Below are 24,657 nucleotides of genomic sequence, written 5' to 3'. Positions count from 1 at the left end.
CTATTCTGGCTGAAATTGAATTGATGAGATGTGTAGCTGGTTTTGACTGAATGAGATGTGCATGTGGACTACGTAAGGCGTTTCATCTATTGACACATTGGTGTCCGATAGGGTCATAGTTTCGGGGGCTCCCCTGGCCGATAGAGTGAGTTCAACGGTTAGTGGGGCCTCATAGATGATGCTTTGCGCTTTCCAATAAGGGGTGCTTTTCTCATTGGGTAACAGCGCAAGGACCGCTTGGCTATTGCCAATTTGGCTCGCATCACGGAAGGCGAGCCAAAGGTCGACCGCCGTGGTTGCTGCTTGAAGCGGACGGTCGGATTGCTGATAGGCGAACGCCTTCTTTGATAGAGAACCTTGATACGTAAAGTCGCCCATTGGTAGAGAGTTTTTGGTGAGAGAAAACGAATAGTGGTCGGCAATGACGGCAGGAATATTTGTGGTATACGGGCTTGCATCGGATGGGGATCTTTGGGCACTATGCTGAGTGGTATAAAGATGATCTTTGACGAGAGAACTTTCTACAATATATCTATCGGGGGTAAAATATAGGGCGTCTAAGGGGTAGCAGGCTTCCAAGTCCAGAGTCGGCGTAGTGCTTATTGGAAGTCCCACAGTATCAGGGACCACCCTGTGTCCTGTCACTTTGAACCAAAACTTTCCCTGAGATGTGGTCACAATGATTTCGGATCCGGGCTTGAGTTCATTGATGTGGCGAAAATACGTAGCGTTATGAGCTGCCAAGACACTGGTGCCATTTTCTCCAGGAAGAACAGAACCAGCATAGTGACCGGGATCCAGTAGTAATTCGCTATACGATGTTCCCTCAATTACGGATGTATTGAGCCCTAGTGACGGAATGGAAAGGTTGGCCACGGTACTACCCGCTTGGGGATTAATGGCCTTCGGAGCGGATAGGAGGCTTGCAGGAATGGCGGTCACAGACGAGGCGGGACGAGCCACGGCGAGGTGAGTGGGTGTACGGGTAATCGTATGATCCCCGACTAATGAGATGGCTGGCGCAATCCAAATAGGAATGGACGCCAAGAGTGCACCAGACGCCAATAATGTCCAACCTAGAGTCCTTCGGTTCATGCGGGGTCACCCTCTTTCTTCTTGAGTTCTCTCAGCCATGATTACGACACGACTTACGCGCGAGATCTCTATCGAAGAAAAAATGATGGAATCAGGGCGGACGAAGAAGACGTAAATCCGATGGCGGGCCCGCCAATTCCCATCTAATGTTCGAAGTAGGATACCAAATCGAATGAATTGACAGGGCACTTATCGAGGGCAGCGGAGTCGTGGTGTTGAATCCAGACAAAACTATGGAAACGACGAGAATCCTGTGATGAAGTATCAGGATCGTTTTTAGGATTGTCCAGGAAAAGACGCTCGTGGACATCTTAGTCAATCGCAATAAAGACACGATCATGCGCTATCTATCCCATATGCCGAACCGGGACCGCATCGCCGTCGTCACGATGGATATGTGGCGTCCGTATAAAGAAGCCGTCCGCGCCGTATTGCCCCAGGCGACCATTGTGGTGGACAAGTTTCATGTGGTGAAAATGGCCAATGCCGCCGTCGAGCAGGTGCGAAAACAACTGCGGACCGCGCTCTCCCCGGCACAGCGGCGCGGGCTCATGCATGACCGATTTATCTTGCTCAAACGCGCGGCCGCGCTCGACGCACGGGAGGAACTCTTGTTATCGACATGGGTCAAAAACTATCCCATCCTGGGAGCGGCCCATCAGGCCAAAGAAGCCTCTTTTGATCTGTACGCGGCCACGAGTCGTGCGCAGGCCGAGCAACGGTTTGCCGCATGGGAGCAGGGTTGTCGGGGGAGACTCGGGAGGCGTTTGGGGAGGTGCTGACCGCATGGAGCCACTGGCAGCAGGACATTTTGGCCTATTTTGACCATCCCGTCACGAATGCGTACAGGGAGAGCCTCAATAGCCTGATTCGGGCGACAGACCGTATGGGTCGCGGCTATAGCTTCGCAGTGTTACGCGCCAAAATGCTTTGGGCGGAAGGTACCATCAAAAAGGTGCCACGTCGCCCCAAGCTGACGCGGCAATCGATGACACTCACGGACCGCTGGCCTCATGGTCACAACGGGATGGTGAGACGGACAGTATGAACGTTCAATTCAAGAAAGGCATTTTGGAACTGTGTGTCTTGGCACTGGCGTCCAACCGAGACCGTTATGGATACGAGTTGGTCAGCGCCATTTCCGAGAAGTTTGAAATTGCCGAAGGAACAATTTATCCCTTATTGAGACGGTTAACGCAGGAGCAGTATTTCTCTACGTATCTGGTCGAATCGAGGGAGGGTCCCCCGCGCAAGTACTATCGGCTGACGGAGCAAGGGAAAACTTACGCTCAGGCACTGATACAGGAGTGGAGGCACTTTGAACGCAGTGTTGATCAGATTATCGAGGAGGGTGCGGCAAATGACCCCTCAACCATTTCTAGATGAGCTCACCAAGTTACTACGTAAGATGCCCGAGGACGCGCCGTCAAAGATTTTGTCCGTGACTACGACGAACACATTCGGACGGCCCGTGAGCATGGCGTGGAAGACGCAGAGGTGTTCAAACGGCTAGGCGATCCCAGGACCGTGGCGAAAGCCATTATCGCTGAATATTATCTCGGACCAGTTGGCACCACAAAACGGCCAAGATCAGCTCTGCGAGCCATCCTCGCTAGCATTAGCTTGGGATTTGTGAACGGATTGATCGTTCTTCCTCCAGTAGTGGTGGGATTGGTGGTCTTCGCTGTCCTCGAACTCATTGCTGCGGTCTTGGTGGTAACTCCGGTGGGCGCGGTGTACGGTGCGACTCAAGGTTACGGCGTCACGATAATTGGGGGTTCTCTCTTGGTGACGGGCGTTGGCCTGTTCCTGTTTGTCGGTACGTCGTGGTTGTTGAAACGCATCATCTCGACGTGGTTCGTTCGGTATCTGCGATTCAACATTCGCTTGGCCAAGGGAGGATTCTCACAGTGAAACATTCAGTGCTCGGATTGGCCTCGGGCCTAGTCATCATAGGGGCCATCATTGTTGGCGTTGGTGCACTCACTGGAAACCTATGGAAGACACCGACGCAGCTGGTTCCGGTCTCAGGTCAGATCGCGATACGGCATCGTATCCGGACAACGGACTTGGTGGTATTTGATGCAAATATCACGGTGACTGGAACAAGCGGACATATTCTCTCGTATTCCGGGAAGCTTCCAGTGCTTCATCAGAAAACAGCGTCCAGTGCTCGTCGGGTAATGGACTCCGAATGGACCGTTGAAGTCAGAGGGGACACCGTGCTGATGCGACTGAAGAAGATGCCATCACAAAGACGGGGACTGGCGATTTCTTGGCAATCGCCGCGTCTGACTATAACCCTACCACGTGATGTGGCTGTTAAGGTGACTACGACCAACGGTACGGTCAGATTGCAAGGGGTGGATGCAGCCAGTGTGGTCAATACCACGAATAGTGCCGTTATAGCATCCGCCGTGGACGGGCCGGTTCAAGCGAACACGTCCAGCGGCAGCGTATTCCTGGACAACGTAACGGGTCCCGTTATCGTCCGTAACCAAAATGGTGGTATCACATTATCTAACATTCGTGGTTCCGTTGATGCGCGCACCTCCACCAGCCCCGTGACCTTGACTAACCTTTTCGGACCGGTAGATGTCGTCGATATGGACGGGGCAATAACAGGTTCATCTGCGATTGACGGCGGATGGTCTCTAAAGACGTCCAACGCGCCAATCAGATTAACCGTTCCAGGAGCCAGCAACGCATTTGTGACGGCACTAACAAGCCAAGGGTCGATCGTCGCACTGTTGCACTCCCTCAATTCAGGGTACTCGACGATGGCGGTTCTCAACCTCCTTTTGTTCGCCACGGTCGCATCCACCATGTACATCAAATCCGGTAGTCTCTGGATGCCGATCGCCTATCACGTGTCGTGGGATTACTTTGAGGGCAATGTTTTCGGTTATCCCAATAGTGGTCACAACCTTCAGAGTCTGTATGCAATCCGGCAAGTGGTTCTCAATGCTATTACAGGCGGGCGGTTTGGACCGGAAAGCGGTCTCTTGGTGACCTTCCTGCTGTTGCTGGCACTCGGATGGATCACTTTTTTGTATAAGCCACGCAAAGAAGAACCCGTCGCGCATGATGTCAGATATCCACACGCGTCCTAAGTCCAGATGACAGGAACCAAGACACCAGAGGAATCCTCAGGATCCCACTGGTGTTGAAGTTCGTATTCACGAAATTGTCTCTCGCTTCTCAGTATAAATGCTTGAAATTGGAGTGTTCCGGTTTTGTTGGGAGCATCTATATACTCTTTTTATGGCAAGGGTGTCCCTAGATACCGTGTTAGCACCCGCCGTCATTCATCGCATATCGCGCGGGTACACCGAAGACAGGTGAAATCGATTAGTCAAGTCGATCAGCCTCAAGGACGAAAAGACTGCGCCGATGTATTCCCCGGTCCTCCAAGCATGAGGATTAGGTTGCTCAGCGGGACCTACGAGGGCGTTAATACCGTATTATCCGCTTCCGATGTACATTATTGCGCTGTCTCAAAATAACGCCAACCGTTCCCGCGTAGGTTTGGCCGAGTGCTCGGCCGCTCTATCAACGTGTCGTATGGAGGTTCGATAGCAGAATCATCTATTGATGGGCCCTCTCATAGCGCGGTATCTAACTATAAAGTACAATCGTTTGCAAATGCATGAAGGGAATGAGGTTCTGTGGACAATACCGTGACGGTGACGCTAAGAGATGTCACCGAGAGAGACTTAACAGTCTTCTTTCAACCCCAGCAGGATCCCGTGGCCAAACAGATGGCGGCGTTCACCGCCGAGGATTCCAGCAATTGGGCTGCCTTTCAGGTCCACTGGTCGCGAATTCTGACCGATGAGGGCATTATGACGAAGGCTATCTTGCTGGGCCAGGAGGTCGTGGGTCACGTAGGGACGTTCGAGCTGTTTGGCGAGCGGGAGGTCACATATTGAATTGCACGCGAACATTGGAACAAAGGCATTGCCACGGCCGCCCTGGCACAACTTCTGCGGCGGATACCGACCCGCCCGCTGCATGCGCGGGCCGCCAAAGACAACATCGCATCGCGGAGGGTGTTAGAAAAGTGCGGGTTTGTCATTACCGGCGAGAACCACGGGTTCGCGAATGCCCGCCAGGCGGAGACAGACGAATTTATTTTTACCTTAGTGTAAAGTCGTGATCTTTTTCATACAGCCCTCCGGGTTCAGTACTTGGGGCGATAGCGCAGTAGCGTCTGCGCTTCCATGGTTCGTAGGGTCCGTCGCCGGCGGCTTCCAAACAGCGGCAGGGTCGATACGATCTGCACAGTCCGACCTTGGTCGGTTGTGCTGAGAACGGACGATTGAGCCAAGACACGAGGAAATCTAGCCACACATTACTCATGGTCCAAATATTTTGGCCGAATAGTCGGCGTCTCTTGCACATGTCCGATGGGTTCGTGATGGCGATTACAAAATATGGGTATTCGTATTCCGTGATTGATCCAACTTTTTGGTTGACATCAAACAACCCGTTATAAAATCGTAGTCTATGATTGATGTCCTGTTCGCCGCACGCTATAGTAAATTCGTAGGCCATGATTGATCGACGCGAGAAATACCCTTGAGGGGAGCACCATTGCAATCCATTCCGAATCTCTTGAAACGTTGATGGCTGAACAACCCGGCTCAGGAGAGCCTGTGTCAATCACGGAATACGAATACCGGAAATCTTCCGTCCATTGCCTCCTCAGGGTAAACGGGGTCTGTGTATCATTGGAACCAATAACCGGAATAAGAGGCGATTCCCCTGGAAACGCAGAGCGGAGTCATCCGAAACGTAGCCGACACCATGGTTAGAAGTTCGTGTGCCTCATTGTCCCCATGTCTCCACTCACGCGTGGGCTTTAGTCATAGGGACGATTATCGACACATAGAGTTTTGTGCTGGCCGACAAATAGGCCGCGTCAGCTGGCAACCGTGCCGAGATTGTCACAGATTTCGCGCTACCGGGCGGTGTGATCAAGAGAGTCCGATAAATACTTGCTGGGCGGCCGTTTGGGCCCGGCATATCGCTTCCTACAAGCGCTGCAGCTGCCGACTGACCGTGTCGGAGCACGACGGTAGGCGTGCCTTTGCCGACCGGCCCAAACATGGTACTCTGCACATGCGCGGCCGGGTTGGAGCGCGATCCATTCGCCTTGACGCCAATGATGACGGGCCATCCGTGCAGGGCGCAGGGAGAAGACCCATGGTTCGTAAACTTAATGTATCCCCCGTCCGTACCGCCCGCTTCACCGGTCTTGAACAACGTGATTGTTAGTGCCGTAGTCGAACACGCTTGCACCGGTTTAACGGGGATTTTGCGGGAAGCGGGGGAATTCTCATGTGAAGATGCCGTTTTACTGACCCGGCTGATAATGCCGAAATAAGCCGGATGACTATAGGCTAAACTAGCGCCAGCTAAGCCGACCATGCTAGCAACACCCACGATTCCTATGAGTATGGGTCGCATTCCCATGGATTCCCCTTCCGTTTTTCATAATATGCACCACTAGCTATAACGATCACGATGGCTTAGAGGTTACGACAAATAAAGCCCAAAGAGCAGTTCCTTTTGGGCTATTACGCGATGAGGAGCGAGAGTTGTGCGCATCGTGACTGCACGATGCCCGGCCGAGTTCTGCTGCGCGGCTTGGCCAAAATCCAAGCGGGATAAGCCCCCCACCGTGACCCACAATCTTTTGAAGCAAGTAACCCTCGCTTACTAAGAGCGAGGGTTACTCAATTCTCGTAGGGGGCCGTTAGTTAGGGTTTGATGAGATGTAGAAGCAGTAGTCAGCTACGACAACGCTTGGATGACCTAAGTCAAGGTCGACGTCTGCACTGTATCCACATACGGTCTGTTCTCCATATTGCCACATATTAGTGTTGACGCCATTGTCAACACCACAACCAGAGCATGTATCCCCATCCCACGTTGGAGGGTTTTCGGTATCTCCGCAAGGCTCTGGCTCCGAAGACCAAATTCCATAACACGGGTACGTCGCATCGAGGAGTGTGGAACAGTTAGGGTAAGGCGCACAGGGATCACAATAGAGAGAGGGTAGCAACGGATAGGTTCCCGTGTCAGCAAAGTTGTATGACGCGACTCCGTTCGACCAGCCATTCCAATAATCAACACTAAGCGATGTCGAGTATTCCTGATCCAACCAGCACCACAACTCGTTGTTAGTGGGTAATACCAGTGGTCCAACATCGACATAAACCGTATACAAAGCGTTGGTGAAGGTGTTGGCGTCCGCCGTTCCGTCTGCCTCTGTCCCACTGAGACGGGACTGCGTTGGCGAGGTAATAGGGCCCAAGTATGGGGCTCCCGATTCATACGCAGCAGCACATTCGTCGTTGGCGTTGGTGGAGCTACTGTTTACTGCCGTGTATGGACAGGGGCTGAAGTAGCGTAACCAGAATGCTGTTTTGCTGAATTCTCTCATAGCCGCGGACTCGACTTCCTGAATCGTTCCTGCTGTATCAAATCCTGCCATTATACTGCCTCCTTATATACTTCTCCTTGTATCCTAGAAAACCTCGACAACTGGAATAGGCATCTTAACGGACGCAACTATCTTGAGGTCGGGGGTGAGAACAGTTATCGCGGGTACTGTGGGGTCAACCGCTAGAACTTCTTGGCTGGGAAGAACAGAAACCCCACATACTGGGTGGGCTGTTCCGTTGTGGCCTTAACCTCCCCAGTCTTGATATCGTAGGCGGTGATACCATCGGCTTTCGTTCCTCCTAGTACGTAGACCGTGTTGGCATCTCCAGACAGGGCAGTTTTGCGCACCGGGCCCCCCAAATATCTCGATCGCTGATACGACACCACAGACGTTGTTGTGAAGCCACCGCCCGCCTGGGTCAGAACAACAACTCGACCCAACGAAGCCGACGACACGACGACGTTATCCCGCGAAGTCACGGTTAAGGTCGATGGCCCCGCTTTGGCCGTTGGTTTCCCTAATTCAGGGATGGGGTAGGCCGTAGCCTTTCCAGTGACCGTCGAATAAACGTATAGTGTTCGACCCTCACCCAAGCGCACGACATCACCAGATGCCAAAACTGCCGTTGGTTCGTTGTTAACGGGCCATGGACCGGGAACCACCACCGCTTTGCTGCAAGTACCCGACCCAATCGGGTAGATCGACAATTGCACATCGGGCCACGACTTTCCGTCCCCCTTGCGCCTCTTGAGCGACGCGGGCTCTGTCATGGTCCACAGATAGACATTGGTTGTATCTGCCGTCAGATTGACCCGCGCTAGCGATGGAGCATCGTGAAGGTCAAATGGCCCAGTGAATTGCAATGTGTCTCGATGAAAGTACAGAAGTTCGTGATGAGTCACTAACGTGAAGCTCGTCATTGACCGGGGTTCCGGTCCATAAGACGTTCCGTGTTTGAAAAAAGGCTTCAGGTTCGTTTTCTCCATCACAGAAAGCACGACGACAAGCGTCTTTGAGTCTTGGGTAAAGGTCGGCGTCGCTAGCACCTGTGTTTCGGGTGGTAGTGTTGGCAACGGAAAGTAGTAACTGCTAAGGCCAGTATCACCTTGTACCGCTGTGAAATGAACGCCGACCGACATTTCGCGTGGTGCACCGTGTAGTGTCACGAACGTCAGTGTCTGTCCGTCGGGAGATAGCAGCGGTACACCTGCCAGCTCGGTCGATAACGTCGTCAAAGTCAACTTGCCGGTCTTTTCAGAGATCATGCCTGCTTGGAGTACACGACCGGTTATCCCGGTGTTCCCATTGGCAAGTCCATAGAGGAAGAACCGGCTCGGCTTCCCGGATGAACCCATCGTATTTTTGGCTGTAACACTGGTCATACTGAGATCCTCCTTATATCGAAGTCCCTCTTACGAGGGCCACTTTCAGCGTAGCGCCTGAAACCGACACTTAGCCGACAGTAACCCGGCACTTTTCCGACACTTTTTGAACGCCGGAAATGTAGACAGCACAACGGATTGCAGCCCAAATGTCCGCAAGATCCCGCTATGATCCTCACGACTTGAAACAAAACGTAGGGAGGCAGATTGTCACGAGGCGGAGGGGGACTGGGCCGCCGACACGCGCAGACAATACCCAACGGAGCGATAGGTCACGACCCATTGGGGACGGTGCGGATGGGGTTCGACAGCCTGACGAATGCGGTGAATATGCCGCCCCAGGGCATCGGGCACATGGGGTTCCCCTGGGCAGCCAACCGCCAATAATTGATCATTGGCGATGACGGTATTGGGATGACGCGCGAGATAGGCCAAAATGGCCCACGTGCGAGCGGGAAGGGGGATAAAGCGGCGACCGCGCCAGACCCCATGCAGTGCAAAATCGATGCGAATGTGAGCAGATAACACCAAAATCTCAGCCATCGTCGCCTCCGTACAGGGATACTCGCTGGATGGGACAGGCGCGGAAGCCGAGAGAAGAATACGCCGTCTGATTGACGGGCAGTCAGGCTATCTGGTCCCGACGCGTCAGGACGGAAGACCCTATGACTTTGCGACCCCGGCTTCCGCGCGGGTGTGCCCTGTGAAATGTTGGTAATGATAGAACGCTGATGGGGACGGACAAGTTACACAGCAAGGTGAGAGTCTGACCAAAGCCGAAAAACACGAAATGCGGCCAGGGAATAACACCTCGTTTGCCGAGGGATCAACACGGTCGAGTGCTTTACCACACCGTCGACGATATCGCTATTTCAACAGAACGTTGGTGGATGACCAACCGGCTCAGGAGAGCATGTTTCAATCACGGAATACGAATACCCCAAAATATTTCTCCTGAGAGATCGGTTATCAGAATTCCTCCGTATATGCAGTGAAATTAATCACTAAGGAGGAAGTCATCATGAAACGAACTACGAAATTATTGAGTGCTCTAGCTTTAAGTGTTGTGAGTGTTGGGGCGAGCGCGTCACTGACGTTTGCAGCCACTACTCCTGCTGGGGTGGCGGCTGTGACGACACCGGGTGTACAATTGCGAGTGGCCCTAAACCAATTACTGGGAGAGCATGCGGTCATATTGGAAACGCGGATGCAAGCGCTATACAGTGGAAACACGGCTCAATACAACGAACTGACCACTGAGATGAATCAAAATACCGCAGCTCTGACCAAGGCAATTACTGGCATTTATGGCAGTGCGGCCGGACAAAAATTCGAGTCGCTGTGGAACGAGCATATGTACTTCTTTGACTACGTGAACGATGTAAAGGGAGAGCAAACCGCCCAGACAACACTGACCAACTATAAAAATCAGTTCGCGACTTTTATGAATCAAACTGACCCTGATCTGTCGGCATCGACTTTGTCGACTGTCTTACAAGACCACATCAATCAGATTACGACCTCATTTAACGACTATGCTGCTGGCAATGACTCGTCTTCTGTGTCGGAACTGGAAACAGACTATAATTTGATGTTTACCGCCGCTGGATACTTAGCGAACGGCATCGTTCAACAATCGCCGTCCAAGTTTGACAATGGTTCGACCACGACAGCCGCGGTCAATCTACAATCCTCATTGGACCAGTTGCTGGGCGAACATGCCATGATTCTTGAGCTGGCCATGCAAGCGCTTTATAGTGGTAATCAATCGCAATACAACGCCTATATGAGCGCTATGACGGCCAATACCACTGCATTGACCCAAGCCATCACCAGTGTATATGGCACGGCTGCAGGACAGAAGTTTGAAAGCTTATGGAATGAGCACAAATACTTTTTCACCTATGTCAATGATGTGAAGGCCGGTAATACGGCGGGTGCGGCAGCGGCACAAACTGAACTCACCAATTATAAAAATGAGTTTGCCGAGTTTATGGCTTCCGCTAATCCGAATTTCAGTGAAAGTACGTTATCCACAGTTCTCCAAGAGCACATTGATCAAATTACCACGGCATTTCAGGATTATGTGGCGGGAAACTATCAGGGCTCTGAGCAAGAGTTGGCCACCGATTATAGCTTGATGTACACCGCAGGAGCGTATCTCTCTAAAGGCATTGTGGCTCAATTTCCCTCGAAGTTCAATAACACCTCGACTAACACGCCAGCGGGCAATTTGCGCATTAGCTTGGATCAGTTGCTCGGGCAACATGCGCTTATTTTAGAGTTGCGGATGCAAGCTTTGTATTCGGGTAACACCAATTTGTACAACGCGTATACGGCGATTATGAATCAAAACACCGCTTCACTGACTCAGGCCATTACCAGTCTCTATGGGACGGCTGGGGGGCAGAAGTTTGAAAGCTTGTGGGATGAACACATGTACTTCTTCACTTATGTGCAAGATATGATGGCCGCGAATAGCGCACAAGCCACACTCACCAAGTACAAAAATGAGTTTGCCCAGTTTATGGCTTCGGCCAATCCCGATTTAAGCGAGGCGACACTCTCCTCGGTGCTTCAAGAGCACATTAATCAAATTACTACGGCGTTTAATGACTATACAGCTGGGAACTACACAGCCGCAGATTCGGAAATGGTCGACGCGTACAACTTGATGTACACGGCAGGAGACTATCTAGCCACGGGCATCGAGAAACAGATGCCGTCGAAATTCAATAACACCTCTCCTAATACCCCGTCGGGTAATTTGGTCAGTACACTCGATCAGTTGCTAGGTATTCACGCGTTCATACTCGAACTCCGTATGCAGGCGCAATATAGCGGAAATACACAAGCTACCAATGCGTTGGCTACCGTGATGAATCAAAACACGCAAGAGTTAACTCAGGCTATAGGAAGTGTGTATGGCTCCGCTGCCGCTGCAGAGTTTGAGAAGCTGTGGAATGACCACATGTACTTTTTCACCTACGTAAACGATGTCAAATCGGGTGACACAGCGGGGGCACAACAAGCACAAGCAACGCTCACCACTGACAAGAACCAATTCGCTGCGTTTATGGCTAAGGCCAATCCCAATTTGAGTGAGTCAACCCTCTCTACCGTATTACAGGATCACATTAATCAAATCACCACTGCCTTTCTGGATTCCACTAAAGGCAACTATAGTGCAGCAGATCCAGAGCTTTTGGCAGACTATAACCTGATGTATACGGCAGGGCAGTATTTGGCCGAGGGAATCGTAGACCAATTCCCGTCGAAGTTTAGTGCCACATCTGAGACGTCCACCACGACAACGCCAAAGAGCCAATCTTCATCTTCGTCTGGCAGCAATTCGACCAGCATGATGAAGGGTGCCACTTCACCGGTCACTGCACTGCCACTCCTTCCGATAATGGCTGGAGGAGCTGCATTGGCCATTGCAGGAGCCTACGTGTTGATGCCTCGTCGGCAATAAGTGAAGGGCCATCGGACAAACACCAAAGGGACCCGTAGGGGGCCCTTTGGTGTTTTCATGTTGATAGCCGACAAATGGCAATGGTCATGTTGATGGCGGGACTAGGACGCGAAGATATACGCCGACTTGTTAAGAGAACTTATGGTCTTTGGCTACTAGAACGACGCAATCCAATCCTAACCGTGGGCGGCAGGCGTTACCGAGTGTTGAGCCTCATATAGGGAAATGTCCTCTTCGTACAGTAAGGTTTCGCCAATTTCGTCCAGCCCTAAAAGGAGTTTGCGTCGGCGTTCCTGATCGAGCGTGAATCCCCACGATATACCGTGGACAGTATTATGAATGATCTGGCTTTCTAAGTCGACGCGAAGTGTCAAGCCCACATCCCCATGAGACACATCAAATAGATGATTTACTTGGGACTCCGGCAGGACAATGGGAAGAATACCGGTTTGAAAGCAATTGTTGTAAAAAATGTCCGCGAAAGAGGGAGCAATGAGGACACGAAAGCCAAAATCTTGTAAGGCCCAGGGAGCATGTTCGCGGGAAGAACCACACCCGAAGTTTGCCGAACTTAATAGAATGCTCGCCTGGTTATAAGGGACGTTGTTGAGGAAAAAATCTTCCCGGGGATGTCCGTCCTCAAAAAAGCGCCAGTCATAGAACAAAAATTGGCCAAATCCGGTCCGCTCAATCCGCTTGAGAAATTGCTTGGGAATAATTTGATCGGTATCCACATTACTGCGCTTCAGTGGCGCGACGATCCCTTCGTGAACAGTAAATGGTGTCATGATATGACCTCCTGAGACAGTTGACGAACATCGGTGATATAGCCGGTAATGGCCGCAGCGGCTGCCATTTCGGGACTCATGAGATGCGTTCGACCGCCACGCCCCTGTCGTCCTTCGAAATTGCGGTTGGATGTAGAGGCGCAGCGTTCACCGGGAGACAAGATATCGTCATTCATTCCGAGACAAAGACTACATCCGGGTTCTCGCCATTCGAATCCCGCGGCTTGGAAAATGTGATCTAATCCTAGACTCTCTGCGGCGCGCTTTACTCGACCTGATCCGGGCACGGCCATGGCGCGTACCCCGGGAGCTACATGGCGGCCTTCGATGATTCTCGCGGCCTGTTGTAAATCTTCTAGGCGCCCATTGGTGCACGATCCAATAAATACGCGATTGATGGCGATTTGATTTATAGGGGTCTTGGGTTGAAGCGCCATATAGCGGAGCGCTTGTGTCATCATGTCGCGTTTGACGGGATCTGTCTCGTCGTTCGGGTCAGGGACCTCTGCGGTCACCGGAGCGCTCATCTCGGGGTTGGTTCCCCAGGTGACCATTGGGGCCAATGGCTCGAGGTCGACGTTCACCCGCGTATCAAATTCTGCCCCTTCATCGCTGACCAGAGTGAGCCATTCGGCGGCTTGTCGGTCAAATTCCACACCCTTGGGGGTATATTCACATTGGCGTAAGTATTCGATGGTGGTATAATCCGGCGCAATCATTCCGGCGCGAGCGCCGGCCTCGATAGACATATTGCAGAGCGTCATCCGCTCTTCCATGCTGAGTGCGTCAATGGCCTCGCCGCAATATTCAATGACATAGCCGGTAGCTCCAGCAATGCCGATCATGTGGATGAGCAATAAAATCATGTCCTTAGCGGTGGTCCCGTCGGGCCGTTTTCCGTGGAATTGCACCTGCATGGTCTTCGGCTTCTTTTGCCAGAGCGTTTGCGTGGCTAAGACGTGTTCTACTTCGCTGGTTCCGATGCCAAAGGCTAAACACCCAAAGGCGCCGTGGGTCGCCGTATGACTATCGCCGCATACAATGGTCATGCCGGGTTGCGTATAGCCGAGCTCCGGGCCGATAATGTGCACAATGCCTTGGTCGGGATGGTGCAAGTCCAATAGCGGGATATCAAATTCTCGGCAATTAATTGCTAACTGCTCAATTTGTCTGCGCGCAATGGCATCTTGAATAGGCCAAGCGCGATCGCTCGTGGGCACATTGTGGTCCATGACGGCAATCCCAAGATCAGGGCGCCGAACCCGTCGATGGGAGGCGCGTAATCCCTCGAAAGCTTGAGGAGAGGTGACTTCATGAACATAATGACGGTCGATGTAGAGGAGGGCGGTATCGGGCTCATTGCCCGATCGGACGATATGGCGCTGCCATATCTTTTCAAAGAGGGTTTGACTTGGCATGTCCCACGATCCTTTCGCGCCAATTTTTTGTCCCCCATTGTAGTCTCGCGGGGAAAAAAAGGCTAGGCGTTGAGACAAAAAATTTTTTCTCTTTCCAGATTTACCGGAGTACTCGTATAATGGTCGGCAATATTTGAACTAGGAGGTTGGTCATGGAAAAAAGTGCATCAGACCCGACTCGGGCACGTAGTCGGGTGACCATTGAGGGGCCGGAGCGGGCTCCGCACAGAAGCATGTACCGGGCGATGGGGCTGACAGATGAGGACTTTCAAAAACCCTTTATTGGAGTGGCGAACTTGGCCACGGAGGTGACCCCCTGCAACTTTCATTTGGACCAAGTGGTGGGGGAAGTGAAAAAAGGCATTAGAGCGGCTGGGGGAACCCCGATTGAATTTCCCACGATCACGGTAAGCGATGCCATTGCCATGGGACACCAAGGGATGAAGGGCTCTTTAATTAGTCGTGAGATCATTGCTGACTCGATCGAAATTGTGGCGTTTTCCGAAGGATTTGATGCATTAGCGGCCGTGGGCGGCTGTGATAAGAATTTGCCGGGGATTCTTATGGCGGCGGCGCGCCTGAACATTCCGACCGTGATTCTCTATGGCGGTACCATGATGCCGGGACGGTATCGCGGTGAATCGGTGAGCGTGGAAGATGTCTTCGAGGCCGTAGGAGCCCATGCCGCAGGTCGCATTGGGGATGCGGAATTGGACGCCATTGAGCGCGCAGCGTGTCCTGGCCCCGGTACGTGTGGCGGACTCTTCACGGCCAATACCATGGCGACTTTGGTGGAAACGCTGGGTATGGCTCGATTGGGCACATCGGCGGTGCCGGCGGTGCATCCTGAACGTGCTCAACGCGCCTATGAGTCTGGGGAACAGGTGCTGAGAACCTTGCACCTAGGGGTAAAACCGTTAGAGATTCTCACGCGAAAGGCCTTCGAAAATGCCATTCGGGTCACCGCCGCGTTGGGAGGATCGACCAATAGTGTGTTGCACCTAATGGCACTAGCTGGTGAAGCGGGAGTGCCGTTGACGTTGGAGGACTTTGATCAGATTTCGCGGGAGACCCCTCACATTGGCAACCTCAAGCCGGGCGGTGAATATCTCATGGCCGATTTGCATCGGGTCGGAGGGGTTCCACTCATTCTGAAGCGACTCTTTGAGGCCGGGCTCTTGCATGGGGATGCGATGACCGTGACCGGACGGACTCTGGGAGAGGAAATTGAGGAGTTTGTGATTGAGCCGCATGATGAGGCAGAGCGTATTGTCTTCCCCGTAGAAAAACCAATTCACGCGGACGGAGCCCTAGTTATTTTGCGAGGCAATTTAGCCTCGGATGGTGCAGTACTCAAAGTGACCGATGCGTCGGGAGTGGTGGATTTTGAGGGACCGGCACGCGTGTTTGATGGCGAAGAGGCTGCCTTTGAAGAAATTTCTCAAGGGAGCATTGTGAGTGGCGAGGTGGTCGTGATTCGCTATGAGGGGCCAAAGGGGGGGCCTGGAATGCGAGAAATGTTGTCGGTGACAGCCGCCATCATCGGTCAAGGTCATGTGCGCGATGTGGCCATGGTGACGGACGGCCGGTTTTCCGGCGCCACCCGTGGACCCATGGTGGGTCATGTTTCTCCCGAGGCATGGGTGGGAGGCCCTATCGCTCTCATTCATGATGGGGATATCATTCGCATTAATAGTCATACCCGAGAGATTTCCGTGGCGTTGTCCCCAGAGGAACTGGCCGTCCGACGGGCAGAGTGGATACGACCTGAGCGCCGCTATACCCGCGGAGCACTCGCTAAATATCAGCGGTTATTCTCCTCAGCTTCCATTGGCGCTCGGACCACCGTGGACGATGATTGAAAAATATTTTTCTCAGCAAGAAGGAATTTTTGATTGTTCCACGAATAACTATCTCCCAATAGCATTCACGAAGTGTACCTAGGGATCCGTTCCGACAAAGAACAGGACCGAGCGGTACAGGCCCAAAGTGGGTTACACCGTGGGGATAAAAGACCCGTGGCAAGTTCGCATCATACTTGCTGCGGGTTTTTCTATAGCTGTGCGAGGATGGGGAATGGCGGTTTTTAATGTTTCAGCGACTTAGGACGTGGTGAAAGCCTAAGACAGGAAGAATCGCTTCTCGCCCCGGAGCACCCGCTTTCGACGTTTTATACCGAGAGAGTGGCGGGTCATGCCGTTATCCATGATAGAGCCTCTGGGATAGCCATTGCGGATCCTAGAGGGAAAAAGGGTGGTAACACGTGCAAACGTCCCTTTCCTAACGGAGAGGGGCGTTTGTCTACCCTGTCGTCTGACTCAAAGAACTGATTGCTAAGGAGATGAACTGATGGCCTATCGAATTGTCGTACAAATGTCCTTGGTCAAAGGCGCCGAAGCGCGGCTGTTTGCGCTGATGGGACAGCGCCATGTGGACGTGGAGGCGGCGTCATTTCAAAAGCATCGAGCACAGAATCAAATTCACGCGACATTAGACCTCAACTTGGACGAGGCGCGAGTCCGTCGGTTAATGCGCCAGTTGTCGCGGCATCGGGATATTCAATGGCTCGCCATGGAAACGGACGAGGAGAGACAGGGAATGTCAGGGCAAAGTTTAATTCACCCTACGACCCGCCGCATGCGCTTATCTACCACGAAGGGAGCCTATCTATGAACACGAGAATCTATTATGACAACGATGCCGACCTGTCCTTGCTACAAAAACGCGTGGTGGCGGTCATCGGATATGGGAGCCAAGGGCACGCGCACGCGCTCAATCTCCGAGATAGTGGAGTGCGGGTAGTGATTGGCATTCGTGAAGGTGCGTCACGGGAGAGAGCCCGCCGCGATGGATTGGCGGTCATGGATGTCGCTGAAGCCGTGCAAGCTGCAGACGTGATTCAAATTCTGGCACCTGATCATATACAGCCGGACCTGTACCGCACGGCTATCGCACCGCATTTACATCAGGGGCAGGCTCTCGCCTTTGCTCACGGATTTGCGATTCATTTTGGTGAAATTGTGCCGCCCCCGGATATCGATGTCTTTATGGTGGCCCCTAAAGCGCCTGGGCATTTGGTCAGACGGCTCTATCGGGAAGGACAAGGGACGCCCTGCCTCTTTGCAGTCCATCAGGATACCTCGGGAAGGGCGCGCGACTTGGCATTAGCCTATGCCTGTGGCATTGGCGGAACGCGAGCTGGAGTTATCGAAACGACGTTTCGGGAGGAGACCGAGACCGACTTGTTTGGGGAACAGACCGTATTGTGCGGCGGCGTCAGTGCTCTGATGCAGGCGGGCTTCGAAACGTTGGTCAATGCGGGATATCAGCCAGAAATTGCGTATTTTGAGACCTTGCATGAGATGAAATTGATTGTCGATTTGATTTATGAAGGCGGGATGGGCGCGATGTGGTATTCCGTCTCTGATACGGCGGAGTATGGGGGATTGACGGTTGGACCGTCTATTGTGACCGATGCGACCCGAAAGACCATGCAAGACGTATTGCAGCGAATTCAAAAGGGAACGTTCGCCCAGGAATGGATGGCAGAAAATCGCCAAGGCCGAGAGGCGTTGACAGCGATGAGAGAAAAGGTTCGGACTCACCCTATTGAAAGTGTCGGAAAGGATTTGCGGGCGATGATGTCGTGGCTGCGGCCGTCGGTGGAAGACGAGGTGTCTGAGGAGGTGCGTTAAGTGAAAAACGCTCGAGTGCTTATCTTTGATACTACCTTACGCGATGGGGAGCAATCTCCTGGAGTGGCGCTGACCGTGAAAGAGAAGGTCGCGATTGCGCATCAGTTGGCGCGATTGGGTGTGGATGTCATTGAAGCCGGGTTTCCCATTTCTTCGATGAGCGATTTTGAGGCCGTAAAGACGATTTCGAGCGAGGTTGAAGAGACCACAATTGCGGCTCTCAGCCGATGTGAGAACGGCGATCTCGATGCAGCTATGAGGGCGCTGGAGCCTGCGCAGAATGCACGCATTCACGTCTTCATTGCCACCTCTCCGGTGCATATGCAGATCAAATTGCGGTTGGGACCGGAAGCGGTTCTGCATCGCGTGGAAGAATCGGTGAGCACTGCCTGTGGCGCGTATTCCGATGTCGAATTTTCGGCCGAAGATGCGACGCGATCGGACCCACAATTCTTGTGGGAGGTGGTGAGGACTGCGGTTTCCGCCGGGGCTCGTACCATCAATCTTCCGGATACCGTCGGCTATGCCATGAGCGAGGAGTATGCTGCACTGATCGCCACCATGCGTCGGCGAATTCCTCCCGAGGTGGTGCTATCGGTTCACTGTCACGACGATCTAGGATTGGCGGTGGCCAACTCTCTTGCGGGGGTGAGGGCAGGAGCTCGACAGGTGGAGGTCGCCGTGAATGGCATTGGAGAGCGCGCTGGGAATGCCGCACTCGAGGAGATTGCGGTCGCCTTGCGGGCCCGCGCAGATCACTGGGGGCTATATCATGGATTAAACTTGAGCGAAATCTATCACACTAGCCAACTGGTGAGTGAACTGACCGGTATGAGTATTCAGGCGAACAAGGCGATTGTAGGGCATAATGCCTTCCGCCATGAGTCCGGCATCCATCAAGATGGTATGCTCAAGGATCCCCGTACGTATGAATTTCTCGATGCGGCATCGCTGGGGCAAGGGAGCCATTTAGTGTTGGGGAAACACTCGGGTCGTCACGCGCTGCGTGAACGTTTGGAGAATCTGGGGATTTCCTATACGGCCGACGACCTCAAAACCATCCAGAGTCACATTAAACGGATGGCGGAAGGGAAGCGAGCGATTGATGACCGCGAATTGGTGGGGATTTGGGACCAAGTGATTATCCACCGTCAGGAGACCTCCCATGGCGCATAAAATGGCCTTATTGCCGGGTGACGGTATCGGCCCTGAAGTGACAGTCGCTGCCATGCAGGTCTTGGAGGCACTTCGTGAGGTCTATGGACTGGATGTTAAGGTGGAAGAAGGACTCATTGGCGGTGCCGCCATTGACGCTCGGGGAGAATCTTTTCCTGCAGGAACCGAGGTGTTAGTTCGTCAGGCTGACGCCGTGCTGTTAGGTGCAGTGGGCGGTCCTCAATGGGACGGAGCGAAGGACACTCCCGAGCGGGGGCTGCTGACTCTTCGCCAATCACTGGGCCTTTTCGCTAATATTCGCCCCTTTGAAGTGTTTGAGGGGCTCGAATCGCAATCGCCGTTAAAACATCCACCTCGTGGAGGCGTAATTGTTCGTGAATTGTTAGGAGGATTGTATTACGGTGAGCCCAGAGGACGCAGTGAGGGAGGCGACGTCGAAGCATTCGACACCGCCCGCTATCGCACCTCCGCGATAGAAAGGCTTGCCCGTATTGGGTTTCACATGGCCCAGTCTGCCCATGTAGCGTTGGTCTCTGTGGACAAGGCGAATGTGCTGGAAACATCTAGGCTGTGGCGAGAAACGGTGAAGAACTTGCACCAGCGGGAATTTAGTGACGTTGTCTTGATTCACCGTTACGTCGATGCGGCGGCGATGGAATTAGTCCGTTGTCCAGAACTGTATGAAGTGGTTGTTACGGAAAATCTCTTCGGAGATATTTTGAGTGACCTCACGGGGGGCATCGTGGGCAGTCTCGGAGTATTGGGGTCGGCGACTCTTGGGGAGTGGCCTGACGGTAAGGGACTCTACGAACCGATTCATGGATCAGCCCCCGACATTGCGGGCCAGGGGATAGCCAATCCTGTGGGAGCCATTTGGTCTTTGAGTTTGATGCTACAGTGGAGCTTGGGGGAGCCGCAAGTGGGGCGTGCGGTGCAAGACGCGGTGCGAAATACGATAAGGCGGGGGATGCGTACTCCCGATTTGGGAGGTACGCATGCGACCGCGGACGTGACTCGAGCAATTATCGATTACCTCTATCATGGTGAGCAACCGAGTAAGTGAACACCAATACCAATAAGGAGGGCCGTTCCATGACGGGAGCCGAGCGTGTTTGGCAGGAATTACGCACTTTAGGTGTGACTACGGTATTTGGAGTACCGGGCGGGGCGATCCTCCCTTTGGTGGATGCCATGACAGCCTATCCCGATTTGCCATTTATTGTGACACGGCATGAATCGGCCGCCATCCATGCCGCCGATGGTTATGCTAGGGTCAGTGGGAAACCGGGGATCGCCCTAGTGACCTCCGGTCCAGGGGGGACGAATGCGATGACCGGCATGATGACCGCGATGACGGATTCTGTTCCGCTGGTGGTTCTTGTGGGTCAGGTGCCCACCGCATTGATCGGCAGCGATGCGTTTCAAGAGGCGGACCTCTTTACGATGTCACTCTCGATTGTCAAACATAGTTGGAAGGTGGAACACGCGGACGAGGTGGGATCAGTGGTTCGCGAGGCCTATGCCTTAGCCCAATCGGGGCGACCAGGCCCCGTGATGGTGGAGTTGCCGAAAGATGTGCAACTTAGCGAAGTGAGTGTGGATGTCCCGCATGCAGTGGAGTTCGCGCGTAGCGCCGGCCATGTTCCTCGGGCACTAACCTGGGCGCGGGCGAAGTCCTATCTAAAACGTGCCGAGCGGCCGCTCTTTTATATCGGTGGCGGCATCGTGGCAAGTGATACGTCCTCGTATATTACGCAGTGGGCAAAGCGGTACCATGCTCCGGTGACAACTACGCTGTTAGGCATCGGGGCATTTCCGGGGTCTCATCCATTGAATCTCGGTATGTTAGGGATGCATGGCACCTGGACCGCCAATCACGCCATGCAGGACGCCGACTTAATCGTGGCTCTAGGGGTGCGGTTTGATGATCGGGTGACGGGACGTGTCGAGACCTTTGCTCCTCGAGCAAAAATTATTCATGTCGAAATTGATCCCGCTGAGCACCGGAAAATTGTGGTGCCAGATATCACCATTCGCGGAGATTTACGCGAGATTCTACCACATTTGGACCAGATAATTCCTGAGGCAGAGCATCGCGACTGGATTGTGAAGCTGAGCCGCTTAAAAGAGCAGCATCCTCTTCATGTAAAAAGTAGTGAGAGCGGCCAATTGGCGAGCGGTACTGTGTTGACAATGTTATCCGAGCACTTAATGGATAACGACGTGGTCGTCACCGACGTGGGTCAGCACCAGATGTGGGCGGCTTTGTGGCTCAAGCGCGAGCGGCCGAGACGTTTTGTCACCTCGGGGGGAGCGGGAACGATGGGTTATGGACTTCCTGCCGCCGTGGGTGCAGAAGCAGCGATTCGCGGTCAAGGTCGGGTGTTTCTCATTGCCGGTGATGGTAGCTTCCAAATGAATTTGCAAGAATTGGCCACGGTTGCTCAATTTAATATTCCGATTATCATCATGGTGATGAATAACGGGGGCCACGGCATGGTGCGGCAATGGCAAGATTTGTTTCACGGCGCCCGACGTCATGGGGTCGCACTGAGTAATCCTGATTTTGTGGACTTAGCCCGGGTGTTTGGTATTCCCGGGATGTCGGTGAAAACGGAATCTGAATTCAGGGGCGCGATGCAATATCTGGTCCAAGCATCGGGACCGGTGATATTTGAAGTGCACATTGATAACAATGAGATGGTATTCCCGATGGTGCCCAGTGGCCATTCTTTAGATGATGTCATTGAGGGCTAAAGGGGTGGTATCACCCCCGATAGGGCCGATCACGGAGCGGAAACCAACGATGAATTCCGGTGAAGGAAGTGGGTTTATGGCGGGTCGTTCAATGTTTTTCAACGGAGCGATAGTTTCTGAAGAGCGTGTGCATATTTCTCCAGTGGACCACGGATTTCTCTATGGAGACGGGATTTTTGAGGGCATTCGTTGCTATAATGGTCGCATTTTTAAGCTCGAGCGCCATATGGAGCGGCTCTTTGAATCGGCTTCCACTTTGTTGTTGACCATTCCGTATTCACGTGAGGAAATGAGTGATGCGGTGGTGTCCACGGTACGGGCTAATCAACTCCAGGATGCCTATATTCGTGTCGTGGTATCGCGTGGTATCGGTGACTTGGGCCTGGATCCCGCGCATTGTGGCCGTGCCACGGTATTGATTATTGCGGATAAGATACAGCTTTTCCCCGAAGAACTCTATGTAGAGGGTATTCACATGGCTTCTTGCAGTATGCGCCGTCCTGCGGCAGATGTGCTAAATCCGCAGATTAAGTCGTTAAATTATCTCAATAGTGTGCTGGCCAAAATTGAAGCGGGGCAGCGTGGTGTCCAGGAAATGGTGATGCTTAACCAACTAGGACACGTGGTAGAAGGGACCGGCGACAATATCTTCATTGTGCGCAAGGGAACTCTGATGACTCCTCCGCTATCCGCGGGAATTCTCGCGGGTATTACCCGAGAAATCATTATAGGCCTGGTGCAGCAGCAAGGAAGGGCGGTGCAGGAAGAGAATTTTACCTTGCACGATCTGTATAACGCTGAGGAGTGCTTTTTAACCGGGACGGCCGCCGAAGTGATTGCGGTGATCAGCTGTGATGGTCGGGTCATTGGTGACGGAAGGCCAGGACCGATTGCCGAGGACTTGCGATACCGCTTCATGGAGTATGCGCGTACCGAAGGTACGGAAGTGCACGGAATCTCCGTGATATAGCCTAGCCAGAGTTTGGGGGACGGGATGAGATGCTATACGATTTCTTCGGCACGAGGGGTCGCGGACCGAGGGTATGGGTGGCGATGGGCCATCGATGGGGAGACTGAGCGTTGCCCGAGGGGCTAATCACCGATAACGATGAGGGAAGCACTTTACAGGTGACGGGAGGGGTGCTCCATACTTCCCCATCAATATTGAGCGGCAGTGGTGGGTGAGTTTCAATGTCTACCTCGCTGAGAGTCACGTAATGGGCATCACGCTCGGAGAACAGCTTTCCGAGGAGAAGCTTGATTCCAATGCGAAAAATTGATCGCAAAGAGGGATCGCCCAAACGGAAAACTTCTAATAGCCCGTCTTGTGCCGAGGAACTGGGGGTGGCAGCGATGCCTGCGGCAATGGTTCGGCCGTTCACGACCACTAATTGACGGGTAAGATAGCGGTCGGAGCCATTGGGCCACTTGAGAGCCACCTCAAACACGGGGGTTTTCTGTAGAGCGCGACGAAATTGCACGACCCACGCTAAATGGCCGAGACGGTCTTTGGTGCGGCGTTCCAGTAGTTCCACCAGCCGCTCACTAAATCCGATAGTGAGGCTATTCAAAAAGACTTTGGACTCTTGGCCATGCTGTGCAATTCCCACATCTAGTTGTGCCACCGGACCTGTGCTGAGAAGGCTACACAGGTCACTTGAGCGTGACGGAAGGCTTAAGCCGTGAGCAAACGTGTTGCCGGTGCCCAGAGGAATGATCCCTAATATGCCCTCCGTTTGCGCGAGAATATCAGCGGCGGCAGACAATGTGCCGTCGCCGCCGCCAATAATAAACCGTTTGATGCCTTGTGCGAGACCGGTACGAATCCGATCCCGCATGTCCTCTTCAGACTGCGTAAGCATGGCACTGTGTAGCGCTAATTGCGTTTGCAACGTGGCTCGATAGTGCTCAAACGCGGCAGTTCCTCGACGCGATGCAGGATTTATCAGCAACAGGGTCGGCATGTCTGGATGGACCGCTTTCATGTCATCGTCCCTTCGTCCGTGCGATACCTGATATCTTTTGTCCTAGCGGAGACTAGGGGCGATGCGCCGTGCCACGCCATCTTCTTCGGCGGCTCGAGATACGGCTTGAGCCATTTTCTTGGCTACGTCACGATTGAACACACTGGGGATAATATATTCCGCCGACAGCTCTTCAGGACGTACGGTAGCCGCCAATGCTTCAGCCGCCTTGAGCTTCATATGCAAGGTAATGCGGGTCGCTCGGCTGTCCAAAAGGCCCCGAAATAGTCCGGGGAAACAGAGGACGTTATTTATTTGATTGGGGTAGTCTGAACGTCCTGTGGCCAGCACTCGGACTTTGGACTGCACTAACTCCGGTTGAATTTCCGGGTCCGGATTGGCCATCACAAACAGTATCGGGTCGGTTGCCATCGCCTCTACGTCTTCAACCGT

22 protein-coding genes, 1 pseudogene and 1 riboswitch are annotated in these 24,657 nt (G+C 53.1%); of the genes and pseudogenes, 15 read left to right on the top strand and 8 right to left on the bottom strand.

The window, feature by feature from the left end; translation table 11 throughout:
* Positions 1–1,095 (bottom strand): class D sortase, encoded by a 1,095-nt coding sequence (locus ACOJWD_RS09410; RefSeq protein WP_486992970.1) that lies wholly within the window; start codon positions 1,093–1,095, stop codon positions 1–3.
* 263 nt (positions 1,096–1,358) lie between these two features.
* Here ACOJWD_RS09410 and ACOJWD_RS09405 point away from each other — a divergent pair, with 263 nt between their 5' ends.
* From ACOJWD_RS09405 to ACOJWD_RS09375, 7 genes and pseudogenes are all read left to right on the top strand, one after another.
* Positions 1,359–1,877, top strand: a complete 519-nt coding sequence (locus ACOJWD_RS09405; protein ID WP_486992982.1) for an ISL3 family transposase — start codon at positions 1,359–1,361, stop codon at positions 1,875–1,877.
* Positions 1,871–2,143, top strand: a complete 273-nt coding sequence (locus ACOJWD_RS09400; RefSeq protein WP_486992969.1) for a transposase — start codon at positions 1,871–1,873, stop codon at positions 2,141–2,143. The genes ACOJWD_RS09405 and ACOJWD_RS09400 overlap by 7 nt, the downstream gene beginning before the upstream one ends.
* On the top strand, positions 2,140–2,481 hold the full coding sequence (locus ACOJWD_RS09395; protein ID WP_486992968.1) for a PadR family transcriptional regulator: 342 nt from the start codon (positions 2,140–2,142) through the stop codon (positions 2,479–2,481). The genes ACOJWD_RS09400 and ACOJWD_RS09395 overlap by 4 nt, the downstream gene beginning before the upstream one ends.
* Before the next feature lie 48 nt (positions 2,482–2,529).
* A pseudogene (locus ACOJWD_RS09390) lies at positions 2,530–3,009 on the top strand (DUF1700 domain-containing protein); the annotation flags it as partial.
* Positions 3,006–4,208: a CPBP family glutamic-type intramembrane protease gene (locus tag ACOJWD_RS09385; RefSeq protein ID WP_486992967.1), complete on the top strand. Its 1,203-nt coding sequence runs from the start codon at positions 3,006–3,008 to the stop codon at positions 4,206–4,208. The pseudogene ACOJWD_RS09390 and the gene ACOJWD_RS09385, both read left to right, overlap by 4 nt.
* A 555-nt stretch (positions 4,209–4,763) precedes the next feature.
* Positions 4,764–5,027 carry a hypothetical protein gene (locus tag ACOJWD_RS09380; RefSeq protein WP_486992966.1) on the top strand — a complete coding sequence of 88 codons (264 nt, stop codon included), beginning with the start codon at positions 4,764–4,766 and terminating at the stop codon, positions 5,025–5,027.
* Positions 5,028–5,246 carry a GNAT family N-acetyltransferase gene (locus tag ACOJWD_RS09375; RefSeq protein ID WP_486992981.1) on the top strand — a complete coding sequence of 73 codons (219 nt, stop codon included), beginning with the start codon at positions 5,028–5,030 and terminating at the stop codon, positions 5,244–5,246.
* Between the two features lie 700 nt (positions 5,247–5,946).
* Here ACOJWD_RS09375 and ACOJWD_RS09370 read toward each other — a convergent pair.
* The 3 genes from ACOJWD_RS09370 to ACOJWD_RS09360 form a co-directional block, all read right to left on the bottom strand.
* Positions 5,947–6,567 carry a DUF4232 domain-containing protein gene (locus ACOJWD_RS09370; protein WP_486992965.1) on the bottom strand — a complete coding sequence of 207 codons (621 nt, stop codon included), beginning with the start codon at positions 6,565–6,567 and terminating at the stop codon, positions 5,947–5,949.
* A gap of 1,161 nt (positions 6,568–7,728) precedes the next feature.
* On the bottom strand, positions 7,729–8,931 hold the full coding sequence (locus ACOJWD_RS09365; protein WP_486992964.1) for an NHL repeat-containing protein: 1,203 nt from the start codon (positions 8,929–8,931) through the stop codon (positions 7,729–7,731).
* Positions 8,932–9,141: 210 nt separating this feature from the next.
* Positions 9,142–9,474, bottom strand: a complete 333-nt coding sequence (locus tag ACOJWD_RS09360) for a winged helix-turn-helix domain-containing protein (RefSeq protein ID WP_486992963.1) — start codon at positions 9,472–9,474, stop codon at positions 9,142–9,144.
* A gap of 74 nt (positions 9,475–9,548) precedes the next feature.
* Positions 9,549–9,642, bottom strand: a riboswitch (cyclic di-GMP riboswitch).
* A gap of 310 nt (positions 9,643–9,952) precedes the next feature.
* Between ACOJWD_RS09360 and ACOJWD_RS09355 the strand changes: the two genes are divergently transcribed.
* Positions 9,953–12,406, top strand: a complete 2,454-nt coding sequence (locus ACOJWD_RS09355; RefSeq protein ID WP_486992962.1) for a hypothetical protein — start codon at positions 9,953–9,955, stop codon at positions 12,404–12,406.
* Positions 12,407–12,582: 176 nt separating this feature from the next.
* Here ACOJWD_RS09355 and leuD read toward each other — a convergent pair whose 3' ends face one another.
* Entirely contained in the window at positions 12,583–13,194 is a 612-nt protein-coding gene (leuD, locus tag ACOJWD_RS09350; protein WP_486992961.1) for a 3-isopropylmalate dehydratase small subunit, read from the bottom strand.
* The gene (leuC, locus tag ACOJWD_RS09345; RefSeq protein ID WP_486992960.1) at positions 13,191–14,612 is read right to left on the bottom strand and encodes a 3-isopropylmalate dehydratase large subunit; all 1,422 of its coding nucleotides are present in this window, start codon (positions 14,610–14,612) and stop codon (positions 13,191–13,193) included. Before leuC ends, leuD begins: the two co-directional genes overlap by 4 nt.
* A gap of 152 nt (positions 14,613–14,764) precedes the next feature.
* Here leuC and ilvD point away from each other — a divergent pair, with 152 nt between their 5' ends.
* The 7 genes from ilvD to ilvE all read left to right on the top strand — a co-directional run bounded on the left by ilvD (position 14,765) and on the right by ilvE (position 23,210).
* Complete coding sequence (gene ilvD / locus ACOJWD_RS09340; protein ID WP_486992959.1) at positions 14,765–16,474, top strand: dihydroxy-acid dehydratase; 1,710 nt, start codon at positions 14,765–14,767, stop codon at positions 16,472–16,474.
* 487 nt (positions 16,475–16,961) lie between these two features.
* Entirely contained in the window at positions 16,962–17,285 is a 324-nt protein-coding gene (locus ACOJWD_RS09335) for an amino acid-binding protein (RefSeq protein WP_486992958.1), read from the top strand.
* Complete coding sequence (ilvC, locus tag ACOJWD_RS09330) at positions 17,282–18,307, top strand: ketol-acid reductoisomerase (protein ID WP_486992957.1); 1,026 nt, start codon at positions 17,282–17,284, stop codon at positions 18,305–18,307. The genes ACOJWD_RS09335 and ilvC overlap by 4 nt, the downstream gene beginning before the upstream one ends.
* Complete coding sequence (locus ACOJWD_RS09325; RefSeq protein ID WP_486992956.1) at positions 18,308–19,483, top strand: 2-isopropylmalate synthase; 1,176 nt, start codon at positions 18,308–18,310, stop codon at positions 19,481–19,483.
* On the top strand, positions 19,473–20,546 hold the full coding sequence (gene leuB, locus ACOJWD_RS09320) for a 3-isopropylmalate dehydrogenase (protein WP_486992955.1): 1,074 nt from the start codon (positions 19,473–19,475) through the stop codon (positions 20,544–20,546). The genes ACOJWD_RS09325 and leuB overlap by 11 nt, the downstream gene beginning before the upstream one ends.
* Before the next feature lie 29 nt (positions 20,547–20,575).
* Positions 20,576–22,240, top strand: coding sequence for a biosynthetic-type acetolactate synthase large subunit (ilvB, locus tag ACOJWD_RS09315; protein ID WP_486992954.1), 1,665 nt, complete (start codon positions 20,576–20,578; stop codon positions 22,238–22,240).
* Positions 22,241–22,316: 76 nt separating this feature from the next.
* Positions 22,317–23,210: a branched-chain-amino-acid transaminase gene (gene ilvE, locus ACOJWD_RS09310; RefSeq protein ID WP_486992953.1), complete on the top strand. Its 894-nt coding sequence runs from the start codon at positions 22,317–22,319 to the stop codon at positions 23,208–23,210.
* 1 nt (position 23,211) lies between these two features.
* Here ilvE and ACOJWD_RS09305 read toward each other — a convergent pair whose 3' ends face one another.
* Both ACOJWD_RS09305 and ACOJWD_RS09300 read right to left on the bottom strand, forming a co-directional pair.
* Entirely contained in the window at positions 23,212–24,225 is a 1,014-nt protein-coding gene (locus ACOJWD_RS09305) for a diacylglycerol/lipid kinase family protein (protein WP_486992952.1), read from the bottom strand.
* Positions 24,226–24,267: 42 nt separating this feature from the next.
* The coding region (locus tag ACOJWD_RS09300; protein WP_486992951.1) for a malic enzyme-like NAD(P)-binding protein at positions 24,268–24,657 on the bottom strand (390 nt) is incomplete at its 5' end.

Source organism: Sulfobacillus sp. TH-112 (genome assembly GCF_057473405.1).
The sequence above is the reverse complement of the archived record's forward strand: the minus strand, read 5'-3'. Positions and strand labels throughout refer to the sequence as shown.